This window comes from Mycobacterium sp. H4Y (assembly GCF_000364405.1).
Classification (GTDB): Bacteria; Actinomycetota; Actinomycetes; order Mycobacteriales; family Mycobacteriaceae; genus Mycobacterium; species Mycobacterium intracellulare.
In genome coordinates this window covers 2,817,080-2,839,204 of sequence record NZ_AKIG01000001.1, presented here as the reverse complement: position 1 = coordinate 2,839,204, position 22,125 = coordinate 2,817,080, and the positions used below count along the sequence as shown (strand labels likewise).

Annotated in this window: 21 protein-coding genes; 14 read left to right on the top strand and 7 right to left on the bottom strand. The window is 70.0% G+C overall.

Annotated elements, in window-relative coordinates; translation table 11 throughout:
* The first annotated feature begins 33 nt into the window (after positions 1-33).
* The 4 genes from pdxS to W7U_RS12255 all read left to right on the top strand — a co-directional run bounded on the left by pdxS (position 34) and on the right by W7U_RS12255 (position 3,393).
* The gene (pdxS, locus tag W7U_RS12270; protein ID WP_008258329.1) at positions 34-945 is read left to right on the top strand and encodes a pyridoxal 5'-phosphate synthase lyase subunit PdxS; all 912 of its coding nucleotides are present in this window, start codon (positions 34-36) and stop codon (positions 943-945) included.
* Between the two features lie 9 nt (positions 946-954).
* Positions 955-1,791: an acyl-CoA thioesterase II gene (gene tesB, locus W7U_RS12265; protein ID WP_008258328.1), complete on the top strand. Its 837-nt coding sequence runs from the start codon at positions 955-957 to the stop codon at positions 1,789-1,791.
* The gene (gene pdxT / locus W7U_RS12260) at positions 1,788-2,378 is read left to right on the top strand and encodes a pyridoxal 5'-phosphate synthase glutaminase subunit PdxT (protein ID WP_008258327.1); all 591 of its coding nucleotides are present in this window, start codon (positions 1,788-1,790) and stop codon (positions 2,376-2,378) included. The genes tesB and pdxT overlap by 4 nt, the downstream gene beginning before the upstream one ends.
* Before the next feature lie 259 nt (positions 2,379-2,637).
* The gene (locus tag W7U_RS12255) at positions 2,638-3,393 is read left to right on the top strand and encodes a YebC/PmpR family DNA-binding transcriptional regulator (RefSeq protein WP_008258326.1); all 756 of its coding nucleotides are present in this window, start codon (positions 2,638-2,640) and stop codon (positions 3,391-3,393) included.
* A gap of 103 nt (positions 3,394-3,496) precedes the next feature.
* Here the strand turns inward: W7U_RS12255 and W7U_RS12250 are convergent, their stop codons facing one another.
* Genes W7U_RS12250 through W7U_RS12230 form a run of 5 tightly spaced genes read right to left on the bottom strand, consistent with a single transcriptional unit; the run spans position 3,497 to position 7,111 of the window.
* Positions 3,497-5,059 (bottom strand): polyamine aminopropyltransferase, encoded by a 1,563-nt coding sequence (locus W7U_RS12250; RefSeq protein ID WP_008258325.1) that lies wholly within the window; start codon positions 5,057-5,059, stop codon positions 3,497-3,499.
* The gene (locus W7U_RS12245; protein WP_008258324.1) at positions 5,056-5,511 is read right to left on the bottom strand and encodes a DUF350 domain-containing protein; all 456 of its coding nucleotides are present in this window, start codon (positions 5,509-5,511) and stop codon (positions 5,056-5,058) included. Before W7U_RS12245 ends, W7U_RS12250 begins: the two co-directional genes overlap by 4 nt.
* 25 nt (positions 5,512-5,536) lie before the next feature.
* The gene (locus tag W7U_RS12240; RefSeq protein ID WP_008258323.1) at positions 5,537-5,968 is read right to left on the bottom strand and encodes a DUF4247 domain-containing protein; all 432 of its coding nucleotides are present in this window, start codon (positions 5,966-5,968) and stop codon (positions 5,537-5,539) included.
* The gene (locus tag W7U_RS12235) at positions 5,965-6,480 is read right to left on the bottom strand and encodes a DUF2617 family protein (RefSeq protein ID WP_008258322.1); all 516 of its coding nucleotides are present in this window, start codon (positions 6,478-6,480) and stop codon (positions 5,965-5,967) included. The genes W7U_RS12240 and W7U_RS12235 overlap by 4 nt, the downstream gene beginning before the upstream one ends.
* A gap of 19 nt (positions 6,481-6,499) precedes the next feature.
* On the bottom strand, positions 6,500-7,111 hold the full coding sequence (locus W7U_RS12230) for a DUF4178 domain-containing protein (protein WP_008258321.1): 612 nt from the start codon (positions 7,109-7,111) through the stop codon (positions 6,500-6,502).
* Between the two features lie 192 nt (positions 7,112-7,303).
* Here W7U_RS12230 and ruvC point away from each other — a divergent pair, with 192 nt between their 5' ends.
* The 6 genes from ruvC to W7U_RS12200 all read left to right on the top strand — a co-directional run bounded on the left by ruvC (position 7,304) and on the right by W7U_RS12200 (position 11,599).
* Positions 7,304-7,858 carry a crossover junction endodeoxyribonuclease RuvC gene (ruvC, locus tag W7U_RS12225; protein ID WP_008258320.1) on the top strand — a complete coding sequence of 185 codons (555 nt, stop codon included), beginning with the start codon at positions 7,304-7,306 and terminating at the stop codon, positions 7,856-7,858.
* Positions 7,855-8,454, top strand: a complete 600-nt coding sequence (gene ruvA, locus W7U_RS12220; protein ID WP_008258319.1) for a Holliday junction branch migration protein RuvA — start codon at positions 7,855-7,857, stop codon at positions 8,452-8,454. The genes ruvC and ruvA overlap by 4 nt, the downstream gene beginning before the upstream one ends.
* A complete protein-coding gene (gene ruvB / locus W7U_RS12215) occupies positions 8,451-9,512 on the top strand; it encodes a Holliday junction branch migration DNA helicase RuvB (RefSeq protein WP_008258318.1) in 1,062 nt (353 codons plus the stop codon). Before ruvA ends, ruvB begins: the two co-directional genes overlap by 4 nt.
* A gap of 93 nt (positions 9,513-9,605) precedes the next feature.
* Positions 9,606-10,292, top strand: coding sequence for a hypothetical protein (locus tag W7U_RS12210; RefSeq protein WP_008258317.1), 687 nt, complete (start codon positions 9,606-9,608; stop codon positions 10,290-10,292).
* 98 nt (positions 10,293-10,390) lie between these two features.
* A complete protein-coding gene (locus W7U_RS12205) occupies positions 10,391-10,777 on the top strand; it encodes a DUF1304 domain-containing protein (protein WP_008258316.1) in 387 nt (128 codons plus the stop codon).
* A gap of 129 nt (positions 10,778-10,906) precedes the next feature.
* Positions 10,907-11,599, top strand: coding sequence for a hypothetical protein (locus W7U_RS12200; RefSeq protein WP_008258315.1), 693 nt, complete (start codon positions 10,907-10,909; stop codon positions 11,597-11,599).
* Between the two features lie 63 nt (positions 11,600-11,662).
* Here the strand turns inward: W7U_RS12200 and car are convergent, their stop codons facing one another.
* Together car and gabT are read right to left on the bottom strand one after the other, a co-directional pair.
* Positions 11,663-15,187, bottom strand: coding sequence for a carboxylic acid reductase (gene car / locus W7U_RS12195; RefSeq protein ID WP_008258313.1), 3,525 nt, complete (start codon positions 15,185-15,187; stop codon positions 11,663-11,665).
* Positions 15,188-15,326: 139 nt separating this feature from the next.
* Positions 15,327-16,667 carry a 4-aminobutyrate--2-oxoglutarate transaminase gene (gene gabT, locus W7U_RS12190; protein WP_008258311.1) on the bottom strand — a complete coding sequence of 447 codons (1,341 nt, stop codon included), beginning with the start codon at positions 16,665-16,667 and terminating at the stop codon, positions 15,327-15,329.
* A 211-nt stretch (positions 16,668-16,878) separates the two neighbouring features.
* Here gabT and yajC point away from each other — a divergent pair, with 211 nt between their 5' ends.
* The 4 genes from yajC (at position 16,879) to W7U_RS12170 (ending at position 22,120) form a co-directional block, all read left to right on the top strand.
* Positions 16,879-17,205 carry a preprotein translocase subunit YajC gene (gene yajC / locus W7U_RS12185; RefSeq protein WP_008258310.1) on the top strand — a complete coding sequence of 109 codons (327 nt, stop codon included), beginning with the start codon at positions 16,879-16,881 and terminating at the stop codon, positions 17,203-17,205.
* 112 nt (positions 17,206-17,317) lie between these two features.
* Entirely contained in the window at positions 17,318-19,117 is a 1,800-nt protein-coding gene (gene secD / locus W7U_RS12180; RefSeq protein WP_008258309.1) for a protein translocase subunit SecD, read from the top strand.
* A gap of 4 nt (positions 19,118-19,121) precedes the next feature.
* Positions 19,122-20,411 (top strand): protein translocase subunit SecF, encoded by a 1,290-nt coding sequence (gene secF, locus W7U_RS12175; protein ID WP_008258308.1) that lies wholly within the window; start codon positions 19,122-19,124, stop codon positions 20,409-20,411.
* A 5-nt stretch (positions 20,412-20,416) separates the two neighbouring features.
* Positions 20,417-22,120: an ABC transporter substrate-binding protein gene (locus W7U_RS12170; RefSeq protein WP_008258307.1), complete on the top strand. Its 1,704-nt coding sequence runs from the start codon at positions 20,417-20,419 to the stop codon at positions 22,118-22,120.
* Positions 22,121-22,125: the final 5 nt, after the last annotated feature.

Here is a 22,125-nt window from a genome sequence, read left to right as displayed (position 1 = left end):
ACTGGGTCGACAACGGTTGAAGGAGATCAAGCAGTGACTAGCGCCCACCCACCGGACGGCAACGGGCGAACCGGAACCGCACGCGTCAAGCGCGGCATGGCCGAGATGCTCAAGGGCGGCGTCATCATGGACGTCGTCACCCCCGAGCAGGCCAAGATCGCCGAGGGCGCCGGCGCCGTCGCCGTGATGGCGCTGGAGCGAGTGCCCGCCGACATCCGCGCCCAGGGCGGGGTGTCGCGGATGAGCGACCCGGACATGATCGAGGGCATCATCTCGGCGGTGACCATCCCGGTCATGGCCAAGGCGCGCATCGGGCACTTCGTCGAGGCGCAGATCCTGCAGAGCCTCGGGGTGGATTACGTAGACGAGTCGGAGGTGCTCACCCCCGCCGACTACACCCACCACATCGACAAGTGGAAGTTCACCGTGCCGTTCGTGTGCGGCGCCACCAACCTCGGCGAGGCTTTGCGACGCATCAACGAGGGTGCCGCCATGATCCGCTCCAAGGGCGAAGCAGGCACCGGGGACGTCTCCAACGCGACCACGCACATGCGGACGATCGGCGGCGAGATCCGCCGCCTGACGTCGCTGTCCGAGGACGAACTGTACGTCGCCGCAAAGGAATTGCAGGCGCCCTACGAACTCGTCGTCGAGGTGGCCCGGGCGGGCAAGCTGCCGGTCACCATGTTCACCGCCGGCGGCATCGCCACCCCCGCCGACGCGGCGATGATGATGCAGCTCGGCGCCGAGGGCGTCTTCGTGGGCTCGGGCATCTTCAAGTCCGGCGACCCCGCCCAGCGCGCGGCGGCCATCGTCAAGGCCACCACGTTCTACGACGATCCCGACGTGCTGGCCAAGGTCTCGCGTGGGCTGGGGGAGGCGATGGTCGGCATCAACGTCGAGCAGATCGCGCAGCCCCACCGGCTGGCCGAACGCGGCTGGTAAAAGTAGTCCGTGGCGATCGAAGAGATCCTTGATCTCGAGCAGCTCGAGGTCAACATCTACCGGGGCAGCATCTTCAGCCCGGAATCGGGATTCCTGCAGCGCACGTTCGGCGGACATGTGGCCGGGCAGTCGCTGGTGTCGGCGGTGCGCACCGTCGACCCGCGCTACCAGGTCCACTCGCTGCACGGCTACTTCCTGCGGCCCGGGGACGCCAAGGAGCGCACGGTGTTCATCGTGGAGCGCACCCGCGACGGCGGCTCGTTCGCGACCCGGCGCGTCAACGCCATTCAGCACGGCGAGATCATCTTCAGCATGGGCGCGTCCTTCCAGACCGACCAGGAAGGCATCCACCACCAGGACCCCATGCCGCAAGCGCCGCCGCCAGACGGCCTGCCGGGGCTGGACTCGGTCAAGGTGTTCGACGACGCCGGGTTCAAGCAGTTCGCGGAGTGGGACGTGTGCATCGTGCCGCGCGAGCGCCTGCAGCTCACGCCGGGCAAGGCCGCCCAGCAGCAGGTCTGGTTCCGCCACCGAGACCCGCTGCCCGACGACCCGGTGCTGCACATCTGCGCGCTGGCCTACATGAGCGACCTGACGCTGCTGGGCTCGGCGCAGGTCACCCACCTCGACGTGCGCGAGCACCTGCAGGTGGCGTCGCTGGACCACGCGATGTGGTTCATGCGGGCGTTCCGGGCCGACGAGTGGCTGCTGTATGACCAGTCCTCCCCGTCGGCCAACGGCGGCCGCGCGCTGTGCCAGGGCAAGATCTTCACCCAATCCGGCGAGATGGTCGCGGCGGTCATGCAGGAGGGGCTGACCCGCTTCAAGCGTGGATATCACCAGTGAGCGTCCCCCGGATCGGGGTCCTCGCGCTGCAGGGCGATACCCGCGAGCACCTGGCGGCCCTGCGCGAAGCCGGGGCCGAGTCGATGCCCGTGCGCCGGCGCGGTGAGCTGGAGGCGGTCGACGGGCTGGTCATCCCCGGTGGGGAATCGACGACCATGAGCCACCTGCTGGGAGACCTCGGCCTGCTGGAGCCGTTGCGCGGGCTGCTGGCCGACGGGCTGCCCGCCTACGGCGCGTGCGCCGGGATGATCCTGCTGGCCAGCGAGATCCTCGACGCCGGAGCGGGCGGGAGGGAGGCGCTGCCCCTGCGCGCGATCGATATGACCGTGCGGCGCAACGCCTTTGGACGACAGGTCGACTCGTTCGAAGGGGACATCGACTTCGCGGGCCTCGACGACCCGGTGCGGGCGGTGTTCATCCGCGCGCCGTGGGTCGAGCGCGTCGGTGACGGCGTGGAGGTGCTGGCCAGCGCCGCCGGTCACGTCGTCGCGGTGCGCCAGGGCCGCAAGCTGGCGACGGCGTTTCACCCCGAGGTGACCGGCGACCGGCGCATCCACCACATGTTCGTCGACATGGTGACCGGCTGACGGTCGAGGCCGGCAGGGCGTTCGGTGTGCAGTCCGGGTTTTCAGTGTGCGTCCAGGCGGCGCTCCCCGGGCGGGTCGCCGCCGCCAGCGCACACTCAACGCCGTCACCGCACAGCCAAAGCCCTCAGCGCACACTCTCGCCGGAAGTCGGGACTGCGGGCACCCTGCGACCGGAGTGAAGCGCCCGGTAGTCGGCCGCAGACGTCCACGTAGACTCGACTGGCGAACTTTCCAGACATAGAAGAGGTAAGAGACACCGATGAGCGGCCATTCCAAGTGGGCCACCACCAAGCACCAAAAGGCCGTCAAAGACGCGCGCCGCGGCAAGGAATTCGCCCGGCTGATCAAGAACATCGAGGTCGCCGCCCGCACCGGCGGCGGTGACCCCGCCGGCAACCCGACGCTGTATGACGCCATCCAGAAGGCGAAGAAGACCTCGGTGCCCAACGACAACATCGAGCGGGCCCGCAAGCGCGGCGCGGGCGAGGAAGCCGGTGGCGCCGACTACCAGACGATCATGTACGAGGGCTACGGGCCCAACGGCGTCGCCGTCCTGATCGAATGCCTGACCGACAACCGCAACCGGGCGGCGGGCGAGGTCCGGGTGGCCGTCACCCGCAACGGCGGCAACATGGCCGACCCCGGGTCGGTGTCCTACCTGTTCACCCGCAAGGGCGTCGTCACGCTGGAGAAGAACGGCCTGACCGAGGACGACGTGCTGACGGCGGTGCTCGACGCCGGCGCCGAGGACGTCAACGACCTCGGCGAAAGCTTCGAGATCATCTCCGAGCCGACCGACCTGGTCGCGGTGCGCACCGCGCTGCAGGACGCCGGCATCGACTACGAGTCCGCCGAGGCGAGCTTCCAGCCGTCGGTCAGCGTGCCGGTCGACGTCGAGGGCGCGCGCAAGGTGTTCAAGCTGGTCGACGCGCTGGAGGACAGCGACGACGTGCAGAACGTGTGGACCAACGTGGACCTGTCCGACGAGGTGCTCGCCGCCCTCGACCAGGAGTAATTCGCCTCCTTCGCCTCGCCGAGCGTGCACTCAGGGCGAGATTTCGGCCCGGCCGATTTTTCGCCCTCACTGCACGCTCGGCGCTAGGGATTACGCAGGGGATCTAGTCGTACCCGTGCCGCATGTCCTCGACGATGCGCGGGTTGTCCAGGGTCGACGGCTCCACGGGCCGCGGCGCGACGTCGCCGGAGAACACGCACGCGGCCTGAAGCACCTGCTGGTTGAGGAAACGCAGCGGGGGAGCGTCGGGCGGCACCGTCGGCGTGGGCGCGGTATCGGCGCGCTGCGCCAGGGCGAATCCCCAATCGCCGAACGTCGGCACGTGCACGTGATACGGCGTGACCGCGTAGCCCGCCGCCCGGATCGTCGACACCGTGCGCCAGTAGGCCGTCGGCGTGGAAAAGGGGCTGCCCGCCTGCACCGCCATCAGCCCGCCGGGCGCCAGCGCCCGCGCGGCCAGCGCATAGAACTCGGCCGAATACAGCCGGCCCAGCACGGGTGTGTCGGGATCGGGAAGGTCGACGATGATCGCATCGAACCGGTCGACGTCGGGTCCGCGCAACCAGTTCATCGCGTCCTGCGTCACCACCGCCACCCGCGGGTTGTCCAACGAACCGTCGTTGGCGCCACGCAGCGTGGTGCGCGCGATGTCGATCACCGCGGGGTCGAGCTCGACCTGCACGATCTTGGAAACGCCTGGCTGGCGCAGCAACTCGCGAGCCACCAGGCCGTCGCCCCCGCCGAGCACCAGCACCGAACGCGCGCCTTTCCCGACGGCCGGGTACACCAGGCTTTCGGTGTAGCGGTATTCGTCCCGGGTGGAGAATTGCAGCCCGCCGTCGAGGTACAGGCGGGTGTCGTTGCCGCGCCGGGTCACCACGATCTCCTGGTAGGGCGTGTGCCGGTAGGCGACGATCGGATCGGCGTAAAGCCGTTGCCGGCTTGTGGTTTCGACGTCGGCCGAACGCAGCAGCAGGGTGGCGAGCAGCCCCAGCGCGGCGGCCAGCGCGCACAGCGCCAGCAGCAGCTGGCGCGTCGAAACCACGTGGCGCAGCAGGAAAAGCGCGACGACGGCCGCCGCCGCCAGGTTGATCATGCCGGTGGCCGCCGCGCCGCGGATCATCCCCAGCTGTGGCAGCAGCAGGAACGGCCAGACCAGCCCGCCCAGCAGCGCGCCGAGGTAGTCGGCGGCGTTGAGGTTGGCGAGGGTGCGTCCGGCGTCGGCGGCGCCCGTCACCCGCCCGCTCTGCAGCAGCGTCATCAACAGCGGCACCTCGGCACCGACCAGGCCGCCGATCAGGGCCGTGCTCACGGCCAGCACCCACGTCGACCCGACGGAGCCGTCCAGGAACGCGAACACCATGTACAGCGCCGCCGCGGACAGCCCGCCGATGACGCCGAGGGCCGCCTCCACGGCGATGAAGGTGATCGCCGCGTGCGCCAGCAGGGGCTTGACCAGTAGGGCGCCCACGCCCAGCGCGGCGATGTAGCCCGCGACGATCAGCGAGGTGGCGACGATGCCGCCGCCGTCGAGGCTGGCCGACAGCGTCAGCAGCGCGAGTTCGTAGATGATGCCGCAGGCCGCGCACGCCGCCACGGCGGCCAACAGCAGCGCCCGCCACCGCCCCGATACCGGCGACGGCATGGCCACGTCGACGGAGCTCATGACACCGCCGCGGCGGTCACCCCTCCCACGGCGAGCAGTATCAGCGCCACCGCGAACGAGCCGGGATGCAGCACCTGCTCGTCGATGTGCTCGTGGAAACTCCCCGGGATCAGCAGATGCATTGTCAGCAGCGCTATCCCGAGCAGGATCACCCCCATCAACCCGTACACCGCCACGCCGAGGAGCCCCTGGCCCAGCTGGCTGTAGCTGTTGGCGATCGCGGTGATGATGACGACGGTCAGCGCGATGTACATCGCGCCCGCGACGATCACGGCGTTGGGGCGGCGGTCGATGAACACCAGGTGGCGCAGCTTTCCCGGGGTCAGCACGTCGACCACGTAGAACCCGACGAGCAGGACGGCCATGCCGACGACGAAGTACAGGATCGTCGCGACCGCGCCCTTCAGGACGGGATTGAGGTCGACGGTTCCGATCTCGACGGCGAGGTACATGGTTGTCTCCTTTGCGCTGGTGCCATCACTTGGTTCCGCCCGGGCCGCCGGGGCTGCCTCCGGAACCGCCCGACGGGGAGCCGGGGGTGAATCCGGGACCGAGGAAGATGAACGCGCCGTGGCTGTAGCCGGCGCTCAGCGACTCGACGCGGATGCTGCACGGGTAGGTCCCGTCGGGGCCGACGATCACGATGTTGTTGGCGTAACGCAGGTATTCGGTGTTGCCGTTGTCGGCGCGCGCCTCGGGGTGCGCGTACGCGGCGAGCGTGTCGGCCGCCTGCCGTGGCGACCCGCTGCACTGGTAGCGCCTGCCGTTCACGTCGTGGGCGTACTCGTGATAGTGGCCCGCCACGTACGACGCGATGTTCTTCTGCAGCAGGATGATTCCGGTGACCAGGCACACCAGGGCGCCGGCCGCCAGCAGGCCGGAGATCACGAACAGGCGGGTCCGGCTCACGGTTGCCACCGGCTCGCCGTGTGAACCACGGTCCCGCCGGAGCCGGCGGGACGCCCCGGGTACAGATGCCATGTCCGCCAACGCCATCCGGCGCCGTCGGGCTCGGCGGCCAGCACGGTCAGCGCGGCGTCGTCGCCCGGGAACGTGCCGCCGAGCCACCCCTCCTGGCGGGCGCAGCGGCCGCGCAGGTCGTGGGCGAGGCGGCGGAAGTCCGCCTCGTCGCGGACGCCGGTGCGCGATTGCAGGCGGTAGCCGGGCGCGTCGGTGCGCTCGGGCAGGTCGGCCCCGAGATTGCGTGCCGTGCAAGAGATTTCCTCGGAGAACCGGCCCGCGGCGTGCTCGACCGCGACGACGTGCGACGCGCCGAGCACCCCGAGCAGCAGCGCCCCGGCGCCGCAGGGATGGTCCAGGCGGCAGGTGGCCAGCGGCGCGGGGACCGGCGCGTTGAGCGCGAGTCCCAGCCGCTGCCCGGACACGTCCGCCGGGGTTACGGCGAGCTGATGAAGGGGCACCGGCCTGACCTCGCGCGCGCTAGGCGGGGCTGGGCGGGGGCGCCGCGTACACGGTGAGTTCGCCGGGCGACACGGCCTTGCCCGTCGACACCTCCCAGGGCATGTCCGGGGCCCAGCGCTCGAAGGAGAGCAGGACCGTCTCGTCCTCGTTGGTGCAGTCGACGAATTCCATCTCGCCGCCGGCCGGCAGCCCGGTGGTGCCTTCGGTCGTGTACGAGGCGCGGCCGCGTTCGGTCTCGTGAAACATCGCGCCGTCGACGACGTACGGGTCGCCGGGCCGCAGCGGGACGTCCTTGCGGGTGATCCACATCGCCAGTTCCAGCCGTCCGTCGTCCTCCTCGACGCTGAACCAGATCGGCTGGTCGCCGCCCTCGAGCAGGTGTTCCCACCAGACGAACGGTCCCTCGCGGAAGGTGACCGACCCGCGCACGATGTAGTCGGTGCCGCCGTAGCTGACGATGGCGCCGGGGCCCAGTTGGCGCGGCCCGAACTGCGGCATCGCGTCCGACGCGAGCGGGTCCGGCCGCCCGGCGCGCTCGTCCGGCCGCTTGGGGCGGCGCAAAGCGATGACGAGCACCACGATGGACGCGATGAACAGCACGATGGCGAGCACGACCAGCAGAGATCCCACGCGCACCCTCCGTTGCCACGATGCTTGAGCGAACGTGGGCTAAAGCTAACAGCTTTTTCGCGGCACCGGCGCGGTAACCTCGCGGCCCGGGAATCGGCCCAGAATCGGTGGCGCCGCCGCGTGTCGCAGCCGCGTGCGTCGGTGCCGGCCGCTAGGGTATCGAACAGCTGTTCTACTAGGTGGGAGCGGGTAATGCGGGTGATGGGCGTCGACCCCGGCCTGACCCGGTGCGGGCTGTCGGTCGTCGAGAGCGGGCGCGGGCGCACCGTGGTCGCGCTCGACGTCGACGTGGTGCGCACGCCGTCGGACGCGCCGCTCGCCGAGCGGCTGCTGACGATCAGTGACACCGTCGAGCATTGGCTGGCCACGCATGAGCCCGACGTCGTGGCCGTCGAGCGGGTCTTCTCCCAGCTGAACGTGTCGACGGTGATGGGCACCGCCCAGGCCGGTGGGGTGGTCGCGCTGGCGGCGGCCAGGCGCGGCATCGACGTGCACTTCCACACCCCCAGCGAGGTCAAGGCCGCGGTCACCGGCAACGGCGCGGCCGACAAGGCCCAGGTCACCGCGATGGTCACCAGAATCCTTGCGCTGCAGGCCAAACCGACGCCGGCGGACGCCGCCGACGCCCTCGCGCTGGCGATCTGCCACTGCTGGCGGGCGCCGATGATCGCCCGGATGGCCGCCGCCGAGGCGCTGGCCGCCGAGCAGCGGCAGAAATACAAGGCCAAGCTCAAGGCCGCCCGATGATCGCCGCGGTGCGCGGCGAGGTGCTCGAGGTGGCGCTCGACCATGCGGTGATCGAGGCCGCCGGCGTCGGCTACCGGGTGAACGCGACGCCGTCGACGCTGTCCACGCTGCGCACCGGGACCGAGGCGCGGCTGATCACCGCGATGATCGTCCGCGAGGATTCGATGACGCTGTACGGCTTCACCGACACCGACACCCGCGACCTGTTTTTGACCCTGCTGTCGGTGTCGGGGGTCGGGCCCCGGCTGGCGATGGCGACCCTGGCCGTGCACGACGCCGGCGCGCTGCGCCAGGCGCTGCACGACGGCGACGTCGCCGCGCTGACCCGGGTGCCCGGGATCGGCAAACGCAGCGCCGAACGGATGGTCCTGGAGCTGCGGGACAAGGTGGGCGCCGCCGGCGCGGGCACGGCCCCCGCGGGCGCCGCGCTCAACGGCCACGCGGTCCGCGGGCCGGTGGTGGAGGCCCTGGTGGGCCTCGGGTTCGCCGTCAAGCAGGCCGAGGAAGCCACCGACAAGGTGCTGGCCGCCGAGCAGGACGCGACCACCTCCGGTGCGCTGCGCGCCGCCCTGTCGCTGCTGGGTAAGTCCCGATGACCCCGGACGACCTAGGCGACGACTGGTCGGACCGCGACGTCTCCGGCGCGCTGGCGCCCGGCGAGGGCGACATCGACGTCAGCCTGCGGCCGCGCTCGCTGCGGGAGTTCATCGGCCAGCCGCGGGTGCGCGAACAGCTGCAGCTCGTCATCGAGGGGGCCAAAAACCGCGGTGGCACACCGGATCACATCCTGCTGTCCGGGCCGCCGGGGCTGGGCAAGACGTCGCTGGCCATGATCATCGCGGCCGAGCTCGGCTCCTCGCTGCGGCTGACGTCCGGCCCCGCGCTGGAGCGCGCCGGCGACCTGGCGGCCATGCTGTCCAATCTGGTCGAGCACGACGTGTTGTTCATCGACGAGATCCACCGCATCGCGCGGCCCGCCGAGGAAATGCTCTACCTGGCCATGGAGGACTTCCGGGTCGACGTGGTCGTCGGCAAGGGCCCGGGCGCGACGTCGATCCCGCTGGAGGTGGCGCCGTTCACCCTGGTCGGCGCCACCACCCGGTCCGGCGCGCTGACCGGCCCGCTGCGCGATCGCTTCGGCTTCACCGCCCACATGGACTTCTACGAGCCCGCCGAGCTGGAGCGGGTGCTGGCCCGCTCCGCCGGGATCCTGGGCATCGAACTCGGCGGCGACGCGGCCGAGGAGATTGCCCGCCGCTCGCGGGGCACGCCGCGGATCGCCAACCGGCTGTTGCGCCGGGTGCGGGACTTCGCCGAGGTGCGCGCCGACGGCGTGATCACCCGCGACATCGCCAAGTCCGCGCTGGCGGTCTACGACGTCGACGAACTGGGACTGGACCGGCTGGACCGGGCCGTGCTCTCGGCGCTGACCCGCAGCTTCGGCGGCGGCCCGGTCGGGGTGTCGACGCTGGCGGTGGCGGTCGGCGAGGAGGCGACCACCGTCGAGGAGGTGTGCGAGCCGTTCCTGGTCCGCGCCGGCATGGTCGCCCGGACCCCACGCGGCCGGGTGGCCACCGCCCAGGCGTGGACGCACCTGGGGATGGCGCCGCCGGCCGGGGCGGCCGGTCTCGGGCAGCCCGGCCTGTTCGAGTAGCCAGCAAACGATCGCGCGGGCCCCATCCGGTTACTTCGCGGCGCCGTGGGTAACCAACCTCACAACAATCACGCCTCGTGAAGGAGATTGAAGATGAGGAACAGGCGCCACGACTACGAACGCCCTCGCGCGCTGTACATGCCGCGTACCCGCGGCGCGCTGACCGGGCTACTCCTGATTCTGTTGGGAGCTTGGGGTGCGCTGGTTCCGTTCTTCGGGCCCAACATCGACTGGGCCTACGCCACCGACCCGGCCTGGACCTGGACCGCGGCCAAAGGCTGGCTCGAGGTGCTTCCCGGGGTCGCCGCGGCGGTGGGCGGCCTGCTGGTGCTGCTCTCCGGCAACCGCGCGAACGCCGTGTTCGGCGGCTGGCTGGCGGTGCTGGGCGGTGCCTGGTTCGTCGTCGGCCGCGCGTTCGCCCCGACGCTGGGCATCGGGGACGTCGGCCAACCGGCGGCCGCGGCGGACCTCAAGCGCGCCCTGCTCGAGGTCACCTACTTCACCGGTCTCGGCGCCCTGATCGTGTTCCTGGGTGGGGCGGCCGTGGCGCGTTTGGCCGTTCGGCACGCGCGCGACGTCGTGGTGACCCAACCGGCGCCCGCGGCGGGCGATGCCGCCGTGCCGGCGGCCCAACCGGCCATGTACGACGAGACGGGCGGCATGGCGCCCGCACGGACGGACGCGGTGCCGGCCGACGCGGCGCCCGGCGAGCGCGGCGGGCATGGCCTGTTCCACCGCCGCCCCGGCGGCCTGTTCCACCGCCACCACGCCGGCGTCTAGGACAGTAGCCGGCAACACGAACGGCACCGGCAGCCCTTGGCTGCCGGTGCCGCTTTGCGCGAAGGTAGTGCGAGCGACCGCGAGACGAGGAGGACGCGATGATCACGACCGCGCTGCTGTTCGCCGCGCTGGCGGCGTTACTGCACGTCTACATCTTCGTGATGGAATCGTTGACCTGGACCTCGCCGCGCACCCGCGCCACCTTCGGCACCACCCCCGCGGAAGCCGAAACCACGAAGCTGCTCGCCTTCAACCAAGGCTTCTACAACTTGTTCCTCGCGATCGTCACCGGCATCGGCATCGCCGTAATTGCGTTGGGGCACACCACCGTTGGCGCGGCGCTCGTGTTCGCCGGCATCGGATCGATGGCCGCGGCCGCGGTGGTGCTGCTGGTGTCCGCGCCCGACAAGGCCCGCGCCGCGCTCGCCCAGGGCACCTTTCCGGCGATGGCGATCGTGCTGCTGTTGCTCGGCCTTCAGCAGTAACACCAGTCTCACCAGCCTCAACAACCACGGCGGTCGGTTGGCTTTCGTTTGCCGCGTGGGTTACTAGTGGAAGTCGCCGGGTACCCATCTCGAGCCGGAAACAGGCCCGGTATTCAACGAGGGGATGTCATGAAATACGCAGAAGACGGCCGAACCAGCGCGCTGAGCATGCCGCGCTCGCGAGGCGCGGTCAGCGGATTGCTCCTGGTCATTCTGGGAGCCTGGGGGGCGTTAATACCGTTTGTCGGTCCACACTTCAACTTCGCCTACACGCCGGACCGAAACTGGGCGTGGAGCACGGCCCGGGGCTGGCTGGAAGTCGCGCCGGGCGCGGCCACCGCACTGGGCGGCCTGCTGCTGATCGTTGCCGGCAACCGCGTCGCCGCGATGTTGGGCGGCTGGCTGGCCGTGCTGGCCGGCGCCTGGTTTGTGGTGGGCGGCGACGTCGCCCCGCTGCTGGGCATCGGCTCCGCCGGTGACCCGATCGCCGCGACCGACCGCAAGCGCGCGGTGCTCGAGGTCACCTACTTCTCGGGCCTGGGCGCGCTGATCATCTTCATCGGAGGTGTCGTGTTGGCGCGCACCGCCGTGCGCCTGGCGCGCGACGTGCAGCCGCTGGCGCCGGCCACCACGGGCACACCGGCCGTTGAGCCGTATCGGGACTCGGTTTACGAGCAGCCGGCCGAGGTCTCCTCGGGTGCGCTGACCAAGCCGCGCGCGTCGTCTGACCCCGAACCAAAGCGGGGATGGCGCCGCCACCGCGCGGGCGCGGGATCAGGGGGCAACGCCGCATATCTGCGTTGGCCGCACCCGCAACAGTAGTCGGCACACCAAAACAGGTCGCCCAGCCCCAAAAGGGCTGGGCGACTTGCTGTTTGGCTCACCTCAGAGGAGTCCGAGCAACTCCAGGTCGGTGATGTACTTGACGATCACCGGCGCCGACACATGCGGGATGTCTTTGTCGGGGCCGATTTTCGCTTCCTGCACCGCCGCGCGGAACACGTCGGTGGGCGCCATCGAGCCGTTGATCGGCTTTTCCGGCTTCTGGTAGTTGTGCAGCAGCGGCAGCAGCGAGTACTGACGCTGCCGATCGGGCAGGGCCCGCAGCGAGGTCTCGAACCGCCGCAGCCACTCGGAGTAATCGGCGATCCGCTCGATCGAATACCCGGCCTCGATCAGCCAATCGATGTACTCGTCCAGCCCGATGCCGTCGTCGTAGGGGTTCATCACGTGGTAGGTCTGGAAGCCGGTGTCGCTGTCGGTGATTTGGGTCCCCAGCGTCGAGATCGCCGCGGCGATGAACTCGACCGGCAAACCGTCGTAGTGTGCCCGCTGGCGGTTGCCGTCGGCGTCCAGTTCGTAGAACGACCCGGGCGCGATACCGGTGGCGACCAGGCTCAGCATCAGCCGGGTGAACATGTCGGGCAGGTTGAGCTGCCCGGCATAGGTGGTGTCGGCCAGGATCATGTCGCAGCGGAACACCGTGACGGGCAGGCCGCACAGGTCGTGGGCCTCGCGCAGCAGCACCTCGCCGGCCCACTTGCTGTTGCCGTAGCCGTTGGCGTAGCCGTCGTTGATCTCGCGGGTGGCGCTGATCTGGCGGATGTCGGCGTTCTCGACGAACTCGCCCGGCTTGATCTGATCGCCCACGCCGATCGTCGACACGTAGGTGTACGGCTTTTGCCTGGACGTCAGCGCGATCCGGATCAGCTCCGCGGTGCCCAGGGCGTTGGGGCCGAACAGCTCGCTGTAGGGCAGCACGTGGTTGACCAGCGCGGCAGGGTCGACGATGACGTCGACCTCCTCGGCCAGTCGCTGCCAGGCCTGGGGGTCCAGGCCGAGGTTGGCCTCACCCTTGTCGCCCGCGATGACCTCCAGGTGATCGGCGGCCAGCCGCTGGTAGTGGGCCAACAACTTTGGGTCGCCGCTGTCGAAGGTCTTGTCCAGCCGGGCGCGCGCCTCCTCGTCGGACTTCGCCCGCACCAGGGCGATGACCTTGCCGTCGACCATGTCCATCCGCTCGAGCCAGTCCAGCGCCAGGTAGCGGCCCAGAAAGCCGGTCGCGCCGGTCAACAGCACGGTGCGGACCTCGGTGGCCGGCTTGGGCAGGCTGGGCGCGGCGGCCAGGGTCGCCTCGTCGAGGAACTTGTCCAGCGTGAGGTCACTGGCGTGCACCGTCGTGGCGCCGCGTCCGTGCACGGCGGCGAACGTCGGGCGCTTGGAGCCCTGGCGCTCGGCCTCGATGTAGGCGGCGATGGCCGCCAGGTCGTTGGCCGGGCTGACGATCACGCCCACCGGCACGTCGACGTCGAAGATCTCGCGCAGCAGGTTGCCGAACGTCAACGCGGACAACGAGTCTCCACCCAGATCGGTGAAGTGGGCATCCCCGGACAGATCGCCGGTCGAGGCACCCAGCAGGGCGGCCGCGGCCCGGCTCACGGTCTGCAGCACCGGCCCCTGTGCGCCGCTGCGGCGCAGTTCGGCCAACTCGTTGGCCTGTCCCGCGGCCAGCTCGGCATACATCTGCTCGAGCCGATCCCCGTAGTGTGCCTTGAGCTTCGGCCACGCCAGCTTGCGGATCCCGGTCAGCAGACCGTTTTCCAGGGTGAACGGCGTGGTCTCGATGATGAAGTCGCGCGGCACCTCGTAGGACTGCAGGCCGGTCTCCTTGGCGACCTTCTGCAGCGAGTCGGCGATCTTCGGCTTGAGCGACTCAAGATCGTTGTCCGCCAAGGCCTCCTCGGTCGGCACCACCACGGCCAGCAGGTAGGGCTGGGAGCTGTTGCCGTAGACGTAGATCTGGCGGATCAGCGGGCTGTTGCCGAACGCCGCCTCCAGCTTGGCCAGGGTGACGAACTCGCCCTGGGCAAGCTTGAGCACGTTGTTGCGGCGGTCGACGTACACCAGCCGGTCCGGCGCGACCTCGGCGAACACGTCACCGGTGCGGTAGTAGCCGTCCTCGTCGAACACGTTCGCGGTGGTCTCGGCCCGCTTGTAGTAGCCGGGGAACATGTTCTCGGTCCGCAGCAACAGCTCGCCGCGCGGATGCGGGCGGTCGGTGCTGAAGTAGCCCAGGTCCGGAACGTCGACCAGCTTGTAGTCGATGACCGGCGGACGCTGAATCTCCCCGTCGAACAACACCATTCCGGCCTCGGTGGAGCCGTAGCCGTCCATCAGGTGCATCTGCAGCAGCGACTCGGCCCACGCCTTGAGCTCCGGCGAGGTGGGTGCCGAGCCCGTCATCGCGAAGATGAACCGCCCGCCCAGCAGGTACTGGCGCTGCTCGGCCAGCACCTCGGCCGCCACAGTCTCGCGGGCCTCTGGGCCCGCATCGCCGTCGGCCAGCCGCCGCTCGACCTGGCGCTGGAATTCGCCGTACAGCGTCTCCCAGATGCGGGGGACGAAGTTCATCTCGGTGGGCCGCACCAACTCGAGGTCCTCGAGCAGGGTGGACAGGTCGCTGCGGGCGGCGAAGTACGCGGTGCCGCCGTTGCCCAACGTGCCGTAGAGGATTCCGCGCCCCATGACGTGGCTCATCGGCATGAAGTTGAGGGTGATCGACGCGGCGCTTCCCCCGAACCAGTTCTTGCTGCCGCGCCGCCACATCTTGCCGACGTTGCTCTGCGGGTACATCGCGCCCTTGGGCGCGCCGGTGCTGCCGGAGGTGTAGATCAGCAGGGCCAGCGAGTCCTCGTCGCTCGCCGGCAGCTCGGGGGCCGGCAGGTCCTTGCCGCGCCGCAGCACGTCGGCGAGCGCCTCGACCGCGACGCCGGAGTCGGCCAACCGCGCGGCGGCGGCCTCCACGGCCTCGCGCTGGTCGTCGACCTGGGGCTGGTAGTCGAACACGACGAGCTTGCCGGGCACGTGGTCGCCGGCCAGGATCAGCTCCACCGCGTCGGGCAGCTGGTTGACGCTCGAGGCGATCAGGCTGGGCTCGGTCTCGGCGACGATCGGCTGCAGCGACGAGATCGCCGCGCTGGTCTGCAGCGGCACCGACACGGCCCCGATGGTGCCCAGCGCGATGTCGATGGTGGCGTAGTCAACGCTGTTGAAGCCGAGCACGCAGACGCGGTCGCCGGGGCGCACCGCGTCGCCGGCCCAGGCACGGCCGAGGGCCGAAACCCGTTCGCCGAGTTCGCCATACGTGATGGTCTCGAAACGGGGGAGCAGCTCGGCCGTCGTCCGCCCGGTCTTGGCGTCGGTGACGAACTCCACGACGCGCTGCGCCAGGGCAGGCCGGTCGGCGTAGCCGTCGAGCACGGTCCGGATGATCTGCGGCAGCCGCAGCCCCGGCGCTTCGGTGGCGGCGGTGATCGCCGGGTCCGGTCGGGCGGCGGCGAACTGGGGGTCGTTGGCGATGAGTTCCTCGATGCGACGGTCGAGGTGTTCGTCATGAATGGCAGTCGACATAAACAGGTCCCTTGCGAATGAAAAATAGTGAGTCAATAAGCGCGTCGGCGCTGACACATAGAACGTTAGCTAAAGTAACGGTATTCCACCATGATACGGCCTATGGCGTGGTTGTGAGATTGCCCACGGGGGCGGGGCCTTACAGGTCGCGCAACAACCCGCTCAAGATGTCGATTCCCTCGGCCAGCAGCTCGTCGCCGATGGTCAGCGGCGGCAGCAGCCGGATGATGTTGCCGAACATGCCGCAGGTCAGGACGATGACGCCGGCCGCCTGGGCGGCGACGGTCAGCTTCTGGGTCAGCTCCTTGTCGGGCTCGGCGGTCCCCGACTTCACCAACTCGATCGCGATCATCGCGCCGCGCCCACGGACGTCGCCGATCCGGTCGTCGCCGGCCTGCAACCGCAGCAGCGGTTCGGTGATCAGCCGCTCCAGCTGCTGGCCCCGCTCGACCAGCCCGTCGCTCTCGATCGTCTCGATCGTGGCCAAGGCCGCCGCGCAGGCCAGGGGGTTGCCGCCGAAGGTGCCGCCGAGGCCGCCGACGTGCGGCGCGTCCATGATGTTGGCCCGGCCGGTGACCGCCGACAGGGGAAGCCCGTCGGCGATCGCCTTGGCGGTGCAGATCAGGTCGGGCTCGATGCCCTCGTGTTCGCAGGCGAACATGGCGCCCGAGCGCGCGAAACCGGTCTGTACCTCGTCGGCGATGAACACCACGTCGTTCCTGCGGCACCACTCCAGCAGGGTGGGCAGGAATCCCTCGGCCGGCACGATGAACCCGCCTTCGCCCTGGATCGGCTCGATCAGGAGGGCGGCCAGGTTGTCGGCGCCGATCTGGCTGTCGATGACCCGGATGGCCCGCGCGGCGGCCTTCTCCCCGTCGGTGGCCAGCTCCTTGTCGATCAGGCCGTCCCGATAGGGGTAGGACAGCGGCGCCCGGTAGACCTCCGGCGCGAACGGGCCGAAGCCGGCCTTGTAGGGCATGGACTTCGCGGTCAGCGCCATCGTCAGGTTGGTCCGGCCGTGGTAGGCGTGGTTGAACGCCACCACCGCGGACTTGCGCGTGTAGGCCCGCGCGACCTTGACGGCGTTCTCGACGGCCTCGGCGCCGGAATTGAACAGCACCGAGCGCTTCTCGCCGGAGCCCGGGGTGATCCGGTTGAGCGTCTCGGCCACCGCGACGTACGACTCGTACGGCGTCACCATGAAGCAGGTGTGGGTGAACTCGGCGACCTGCGCGCGCACGGCGTCGACCACCCGGGGCGCCGAGTTGCCGATGGTCGTCACCGCGATGCCGGAGCCGAGGTCGATGAGCCGGTTGCCGTCGACGTCCTCGATGATGCCGCCGCCGGCGCGCGCCACGAAGACCGGGACGGAGACGTTGACCGCGTGCGACACCGCCGCCGCCCGGCGCTTGCTCAGTTCCAGCGAGAGCGGGCCGGGGATCTCGGTGACCAGTTGGCGAGTCTGCTCGAGGCCGGCCACCACGTACTCCCTCCCGCGGCGCGCGTGTCACGCCACGTTGAAAGCCTATCGAGCTTGCCTCCGGCGGGCATCGGTCGCACCGCGGCGGCCGGTGACGGGCCGCGGCCTGCCAGACTGAACGGGCACACTGGACCGTGATGAGGTGCGCGGCGTCCGCGTCGCACCGGCACCCACCCCCGAAATCCGAAGACAGAAAGACACAGGCGCGCCCATGGAGAGTTTGATCCTGTTCCTGCCGTTCCTGCTCATCATGGGCGGGTTCATGTATTTCGCGTCGCGGCGCCAGAAGCGCGCGATGCAGGCCACCATCGACCTGCACGAGTCGTTGAGCCCGGGCGACCGGGTGCACACCACGTCGGGCCTGCAGGCCACCGTCGTCGCGATCACCGATGACACCGTCGACCTCGAGATCTCCCCCGGCGTGGTGACCACCTGGATGAAGCTGGCGATCCGCGACCGCATCCTGCCCGACGACGACGAGGATCTGGTCGACGGGGACGAGCCCGCCGACGAGGGCTCGGTCGCCAAGGATTCCTGACGCCTAATACTTCGGGGGAGGGCGGCTTGCGCGACGGGCTCCTCGGGGCCACGTAGGCTTTTCTAGGCTCTGTCCGGGGTAAGTAACCGATTCTCGAGGAGATAGAAGGAACGTGGCATCGTCTTCGGCGCCGGTGCACCCTGCCCGCTACCTGTCGGTCTTCTTGGTGTTGCTCATCGGCGTCTACCTGCTGGTGTTCCTCACCGGCGACAAGCGCGCCGCCCCCAAGCTCGGGATCGACCTGCAGGGCGGCACCCGCGTCACGCTGACCGCGCGCACCCCGGACGGCTCGCGCCCCAGCCGCGAGGCGCTGGCGCAGGCGCAGCAGATCATCGGCGCCCGCGTCAACGGGCTCGGCGTGTCCGGCTCGGAGGTCGTCGTCGACGGCGACAACCTGATCATCACGGTCCCCGGCAACGACGGCAACGAGGCCCGCAACCTGGGCCAGACGGCCCGGCTGTACATCCGTCCGGTGCTCAACTCGATGCCGGCCCAAAGCGCCGAGCCCAAGCCCCCGGCGCACCAGCCCGCGCCCGGCCAGCCCGCCCCGGGGCAGCCCGCGCCCGCAGAACCCGCGCCCGCAGAACCCGGGCCCAGCGGCCAACCCGCACCGGGCCAACCGGCCCCGCCCCCGGCCGGACAGCCCGCGCCGGGAGCCAAGCCGGGCGCCCAGCCCCGGCCCTACCCACAGGACCCGCCGCCGTCACCCAACCCCGCCCCTCCGGCCCCGGCTGCCCCGGCCCCCGGGGCGCCGCCGGCCGAGCAACCCGCGCCGCCGGATCCACGCAAGGACCTCGCCGAGCGCATCGCCGATGAGAAGAAGTGGCGGCAGAGCACCCGGCAGGGCATCCAGTTCCTGGCCCTGCAGTTCCAGGCGACGCGCTGCGACAAAGAAGACATCCTGGCCGGCAACGATGACCCCACCCAGCCGCTGATCACCTGCTCGACCGACCACAAGGTCGCCTATCTGCTGGGACCGTCGATCATCAGCGGTGACCAGATCCAGGACGCCACCTCCAGCCAGAACCAGCGCGGCATCGGCTACGTCGTCGACCTTCAGTTCAAGTCCGCGGCGGCCAACACCTGGGCGGACTTCACCGCCGCCCACATCGGCACCCAGACCGCGTTCACGCTGGACTCGCAGGTCGTCAGCGCCCCGATGATCCAAGAAGCCATCCCCGGCGGCCGCACCCAGATCAGCGGCGGCGACCCGCCGTTCACCGCGGCGACCGCCAAGCAGCTGGCCAACGTCCTGAAATACGGTTCGCTGCCGCTGTCGTTCGAATCTTCGGAGGCCCAAACCGTCTCGGCGACACTGGGTTTGACATCGCTGCGCGCGGGGCTGATCGCCGGCGCGATCGGCTTGGTCCTGGTGCTGCTGTATTCGCTGCTCTACTACCGGGTGCTGGGACTGCTCACGGCGCTGTCGCTGGCCGCTTCCGGCGCAATGGTTTTCGCGATCCTGGTGATCCTGGGCCGCCAGATCAACTACACCCTCGACCTGGCGGGCATCGCCGGTCTGATCATCGGTATCGGCACCACCGCCGACTCGTTCGTCGTCTTCTTCGAACGCATCAAAGACGAGATCCGCGAAGGGCGTTCGTTCCGGTCGGCGGTCCCGCGCGGGTGGACGCGGGCGCGCAAGACGATCGTGTCGGGCAACGCGGTCACCTTCCTGGCCGCCGCGGTGCTCTACGCGCTGGCGATCGGCCAGGTGAAGGGCTTCGCATTCACGTTGGGCCTCACCACGATCCTGGACCTGGTGGTGGTGTTCCTGGTGACGTGGCCGCTGGTCTACCTGGCCTCCAAGTCACCGACGTTGGCGAAGCCCGCATACAACGGCCTGGGCGCAATCCAGCAGGTCGCCCGCGAACGCCGGGGTTCGTCGCAGGTCACGACGGGACGGGGATGACGTGATGGCCTCCAATGACGCGACCGAGATCACCGAAACCTCGGCAGGCACAGCGGAATTGACCGCCAGCGCCGCCGGCACCACCGGGGCGCCGCACCACAGCTTCCTCTCGCGCCTCTACACCGGCACCGGCGCGTTCGAGGTGGTCGGGCGGCGGCGGCTGTGGTTCGGCATCAGCGGCGCGATCGTCGCGGTCGCGCTCTTGAGCATCGTGTTGCGGGGCTTCAGCTTCGGCATCGACTTCAACGGCGGTACCACGGTGTCGATGCCCGCCAACGGGACGCACGGCACGGTGCGCACCTCCCAGGTCCAGGACGTGTTCCGCAAGACCCTCGGCAACGATGCGGAATCGGTGGTCGTCGTCGGCAACGGCGCGGCGGCGACCGTGCAGATTCGCTCCGAGACGCTGTCCAATGACCAGACGACCAAGCTGCGCAACGCCTTGTTCGACGCGTTCGGGCCCAAGGGACCCGACGGCAAGCCGAGCAAGCAGGCCATCAGCGACTCGGCGGTCTCCGAGACCTGGGGCGACCAGATCACCATGAAGGCGCTGTTCGCGTTGGTGGTGTTCCTGGCGCTGGTCGGCGTGTACATCACGGTCCGCTACGAGCGGTACATGACGCTGGCCGCGATCGCGGCGATGTTCTTCGACCTGGCCGTGACGGCCGGGGTGTACTCGCTGGTGGGCTTCGAGGTCACCCCGGCCACGGTCATCGGCCTGCTGACGATCCTCGGTTTCTCCCTCTACGACACCGTCATCGTGTTCGACAAGGTCGAGGAGAACACCCACGGCTTCCAGCACAAACCCAAGCGCACGTTCGCCGAAGAGGCCAACCTGGCGATCAACCAGACGTTCATGCGGTCCATCAACACCAGCCTGATCGGCGTGCTGCCGGTGCTGGCGCTGATGGTGGTGGCGGTGTGGCTGCTGGGTGTCGGCACCCTGAAGGACCTGGCGCTGGTGCAGCTGATCGGCATCATCGTCGGCACCTACTCCTCGATCTTCTTCGCCACGCCGCTGCTGGTCAGCATGCGCGAACGCACCGAGTTGGTGCGCACCCACACCCGCCGCGTCCTGCGGCGGCGCGCCGGCGGTGCGCGCGCGGGTGCCGAGAACGCGCCGGACGCCGACGACGAGGCCGCCGGGGACACCAAAGCGGACGCCGGCGAATCGGCGTCGACGGCGTCGGAGCCGTCCAAGCCCGCGCCGAGCAAGCCTGCGCCGGGGGCCCGTCCCGTGCGGCCGACCGGGACCCGTCGTCCCACCGGCAAGCGGAACGTCGGCCGGCGGTAGACGCGATGGCCACCAGGTACCGGGGAACTGGGGCCGATGGCGCGCTAACCGGCCGGCACAACATCGCGCTGTGGATCAGCGCCGGGCTGGCGGTGGCGCTGGTCGCGGGTTTCGTGGTGACCGCGTGCGCCGGTAGCGCCGCCTCCGAGGTGGACTACGTGGTCGACGGCCCGCTGAGCACCTACAACACCAACACCGTCGCCGGCGCCGCCTCGGCCGGCGCGCAGGCCTTCGCCCGCACGCTCACCGGGTTCAGCTACCACGGGCCGGGCGGGCAGATCGTCGCCGACCGCGACTTCGGCACCGTTTCGGTGGTCGGCGGCACGCCGCTGGTGCTGGACTACCAGATCGCCGACAACGCCGTCTACTCCGACGGCAAGCCGTTGACCTGCGACGATATCGTGCTCGCGTGGGCGGCCCAGTCCGGCCGCTTCCCGGAATTCGATGCGGCCACTCAGGGCGGCTATATCGACATCGCCAACGTCGAGTGCATCCCCGGGCAGAAGAAGGCGCGGGTGTCGTTCGTCCCGGACCGCGGCGTCGTCGACTACAACCAGCTGTTCACCGCGACCTCGCTGATGCCGTCGCACGTCATCGCCGACCAGCTCAACGTCGACGTGACCGCCGCGCTGCTCAGCCACAACGCGCCACTGGTGCAGCAGATCGCGAAGCTGTGGAACACCATCTGGGAGCTCAAACCCGGTCTGCAAAAAGACGTGCTCGAAAAGCGTTTCCCGTCGTCGGGGCCCTACAAGATCGGGTCCGTCCTGGAGGGCGGGGCGGTGGTGCTCGTCGCCAACGACCGGTGGTGGGGGCCGCGGGCCATCACCAAGCGCATCACGGTGTGGCCGCAGGGGCCCGACATCCAGGACCGGGTCAACAACCGCACCGTCGACGTGGTCGACGTCGCCGCGGGCTCGTCGGGAACGCTGGCCACGCCCGACAACTACGAGCGCTCGGATGCCCCGTCCGACGGCATCGAGCAGCTGTTCTTCGCCCCGCAGGGGCCGCTTGCGGCACCCAAGGCGCGCCGGGCCGTCGCGCTGTGCACGCCGCGCGACGCGCTGGCCCACGATGCGGGGACGCCGATCGCCAATTCACGCCTCAGCCCGGCCGGCGACGACGCCGTCACCGCGGCCGACGGGGCCGCCGAGGCCGGCCCGTTCGGCAAGGCGGATCCGGTCGCCGCGCGCAACGCGCTCGGCGGTGCGCCGCTGGCGGTGCGGATCGGCTACCAGGGGCCCAACGCGCGGCTCGCGGTCAACGTGGGCGTCATCACCAAATCGTGCGCCGCGGCCGGGATCACGGTCACCGGCGTCACGCTGGACAGCTCGGGGCCGCAGGCGCTGCGGGACGGGAAGATCGACGCGTTGCTGGCCAGCACCGGCGGCGCGACCGGCAGCGGTTCGACGGGGTCCTCGGCGCTGGATGCGTACGCCCTGCACACCGGCAACGGCAACAACCTGTCCGGATACAGCAATCCCCAGGTCGACAGCGCGATCGGGGCGCTGGCGGTGTCCGCCGATGCCGCCGAGCGCGTCAGGCTGCTGGCCGAAACCGCGCCGATCCTGTGGGGCGACATGCCCACCCTGCCGCTGTACCGGCAGCAGCGCACGTTGCTGATGTCCAAGAAGATGTACGCGGTGAGCAACAACCCGACCCGGTGGGGCGTGGGCTGGAACATGGACCGATGGGCCCTGGTGCAGTGAGGTTG

Bases quoted from the DNA above. Each gene is read 5' to 3' on its own strand.
- W7U_RS12255 (WP_008258326.1), top strand. From the start codon at position 2,638: ATGAGCGGCCATTCCAAGTGGGCCACCACCAAGCACCAAAAGGCCGTC.
- W7U_RS12200 (WP_008258315.1), top strand. From the start codon at position 10,907: ATGAAATACGCAGAAGACGGCCGAACCAGCGCGCTGAGCATGCCGCGC.
- W7U_RS12210 (WP_008258317.1), top strand. From the start codon at position 9,606: ATGAGGAACAGGCGCCACGACTACGAACGCCCTCGCGCGCTGTACATG.
- W7U_RS12205 (WP_008258316.1), top strand. From the start codon at position 10,391: ATGATCACGACCGCGCTGCTGTTCGCCGCGCTGGCGGCGTTACTGCAC.
- W7U_RS12250 (WP_008258325.1), bottom strand. From the start codon at position 5,059: ATGAGCTCCGTCGACGTGGCCATGCCGTCGCCGGTATCGGGGCGGTGG.
- W7U_RS12170 (WP_008258307.1), top strand. From the start codon at position 20,417: ATGGCCACCAGGTACCGGGGAACTGGGGCCGATGGCGCGCTAACCGGC.
- ruvA (WP_008258319.1), top strand. From the start codon at position 7,855: ATGATCGCCGCGGTGCGCGGCGAGGTGCTCGAGGTGGCGCTCGACCAT.
- car (WP_008258313.1), bottom strand. From the start codon at position 15,187: ATGTCGACTGCCATTCATGACGAACACCTCGACCGTCGCATCGAGGAA.
- W7U_RS12245 (WP_008258324.1), bottom strand. From the start codon at position 5,511: ATGTACCTCGCCGTCGAGATCGGAACCGTCGACCTCAATCCCGTCCTG.
- yajC (WP_008258310.1), top strand. From the start codon at position 16,879: ATGGAGAGTTTGATCCTGTTCCTGCCGTTCCTGCTCATCATGGGCGGG.
- ruvB (WP_008258318.1), top strand. From the start codon at position 8,451: ATGACCCCGGACGACCTAGGCGACGACTGGTCGGACCGCGACGTCTCC.
- ruvC (WP_008258320.1), top strand. From the start codon at position 7,304: ATGCGGGTGATGGGCGTCGACCCCGGCCTGACCCGGTGCGGGCTGTCG.
- secF (WP_008258308.1), top strand. From the start codon at position 19,122: ATGGCCTCCAATGACGCGACCGAGATCACCGAAACCTCGGCAGGCACA.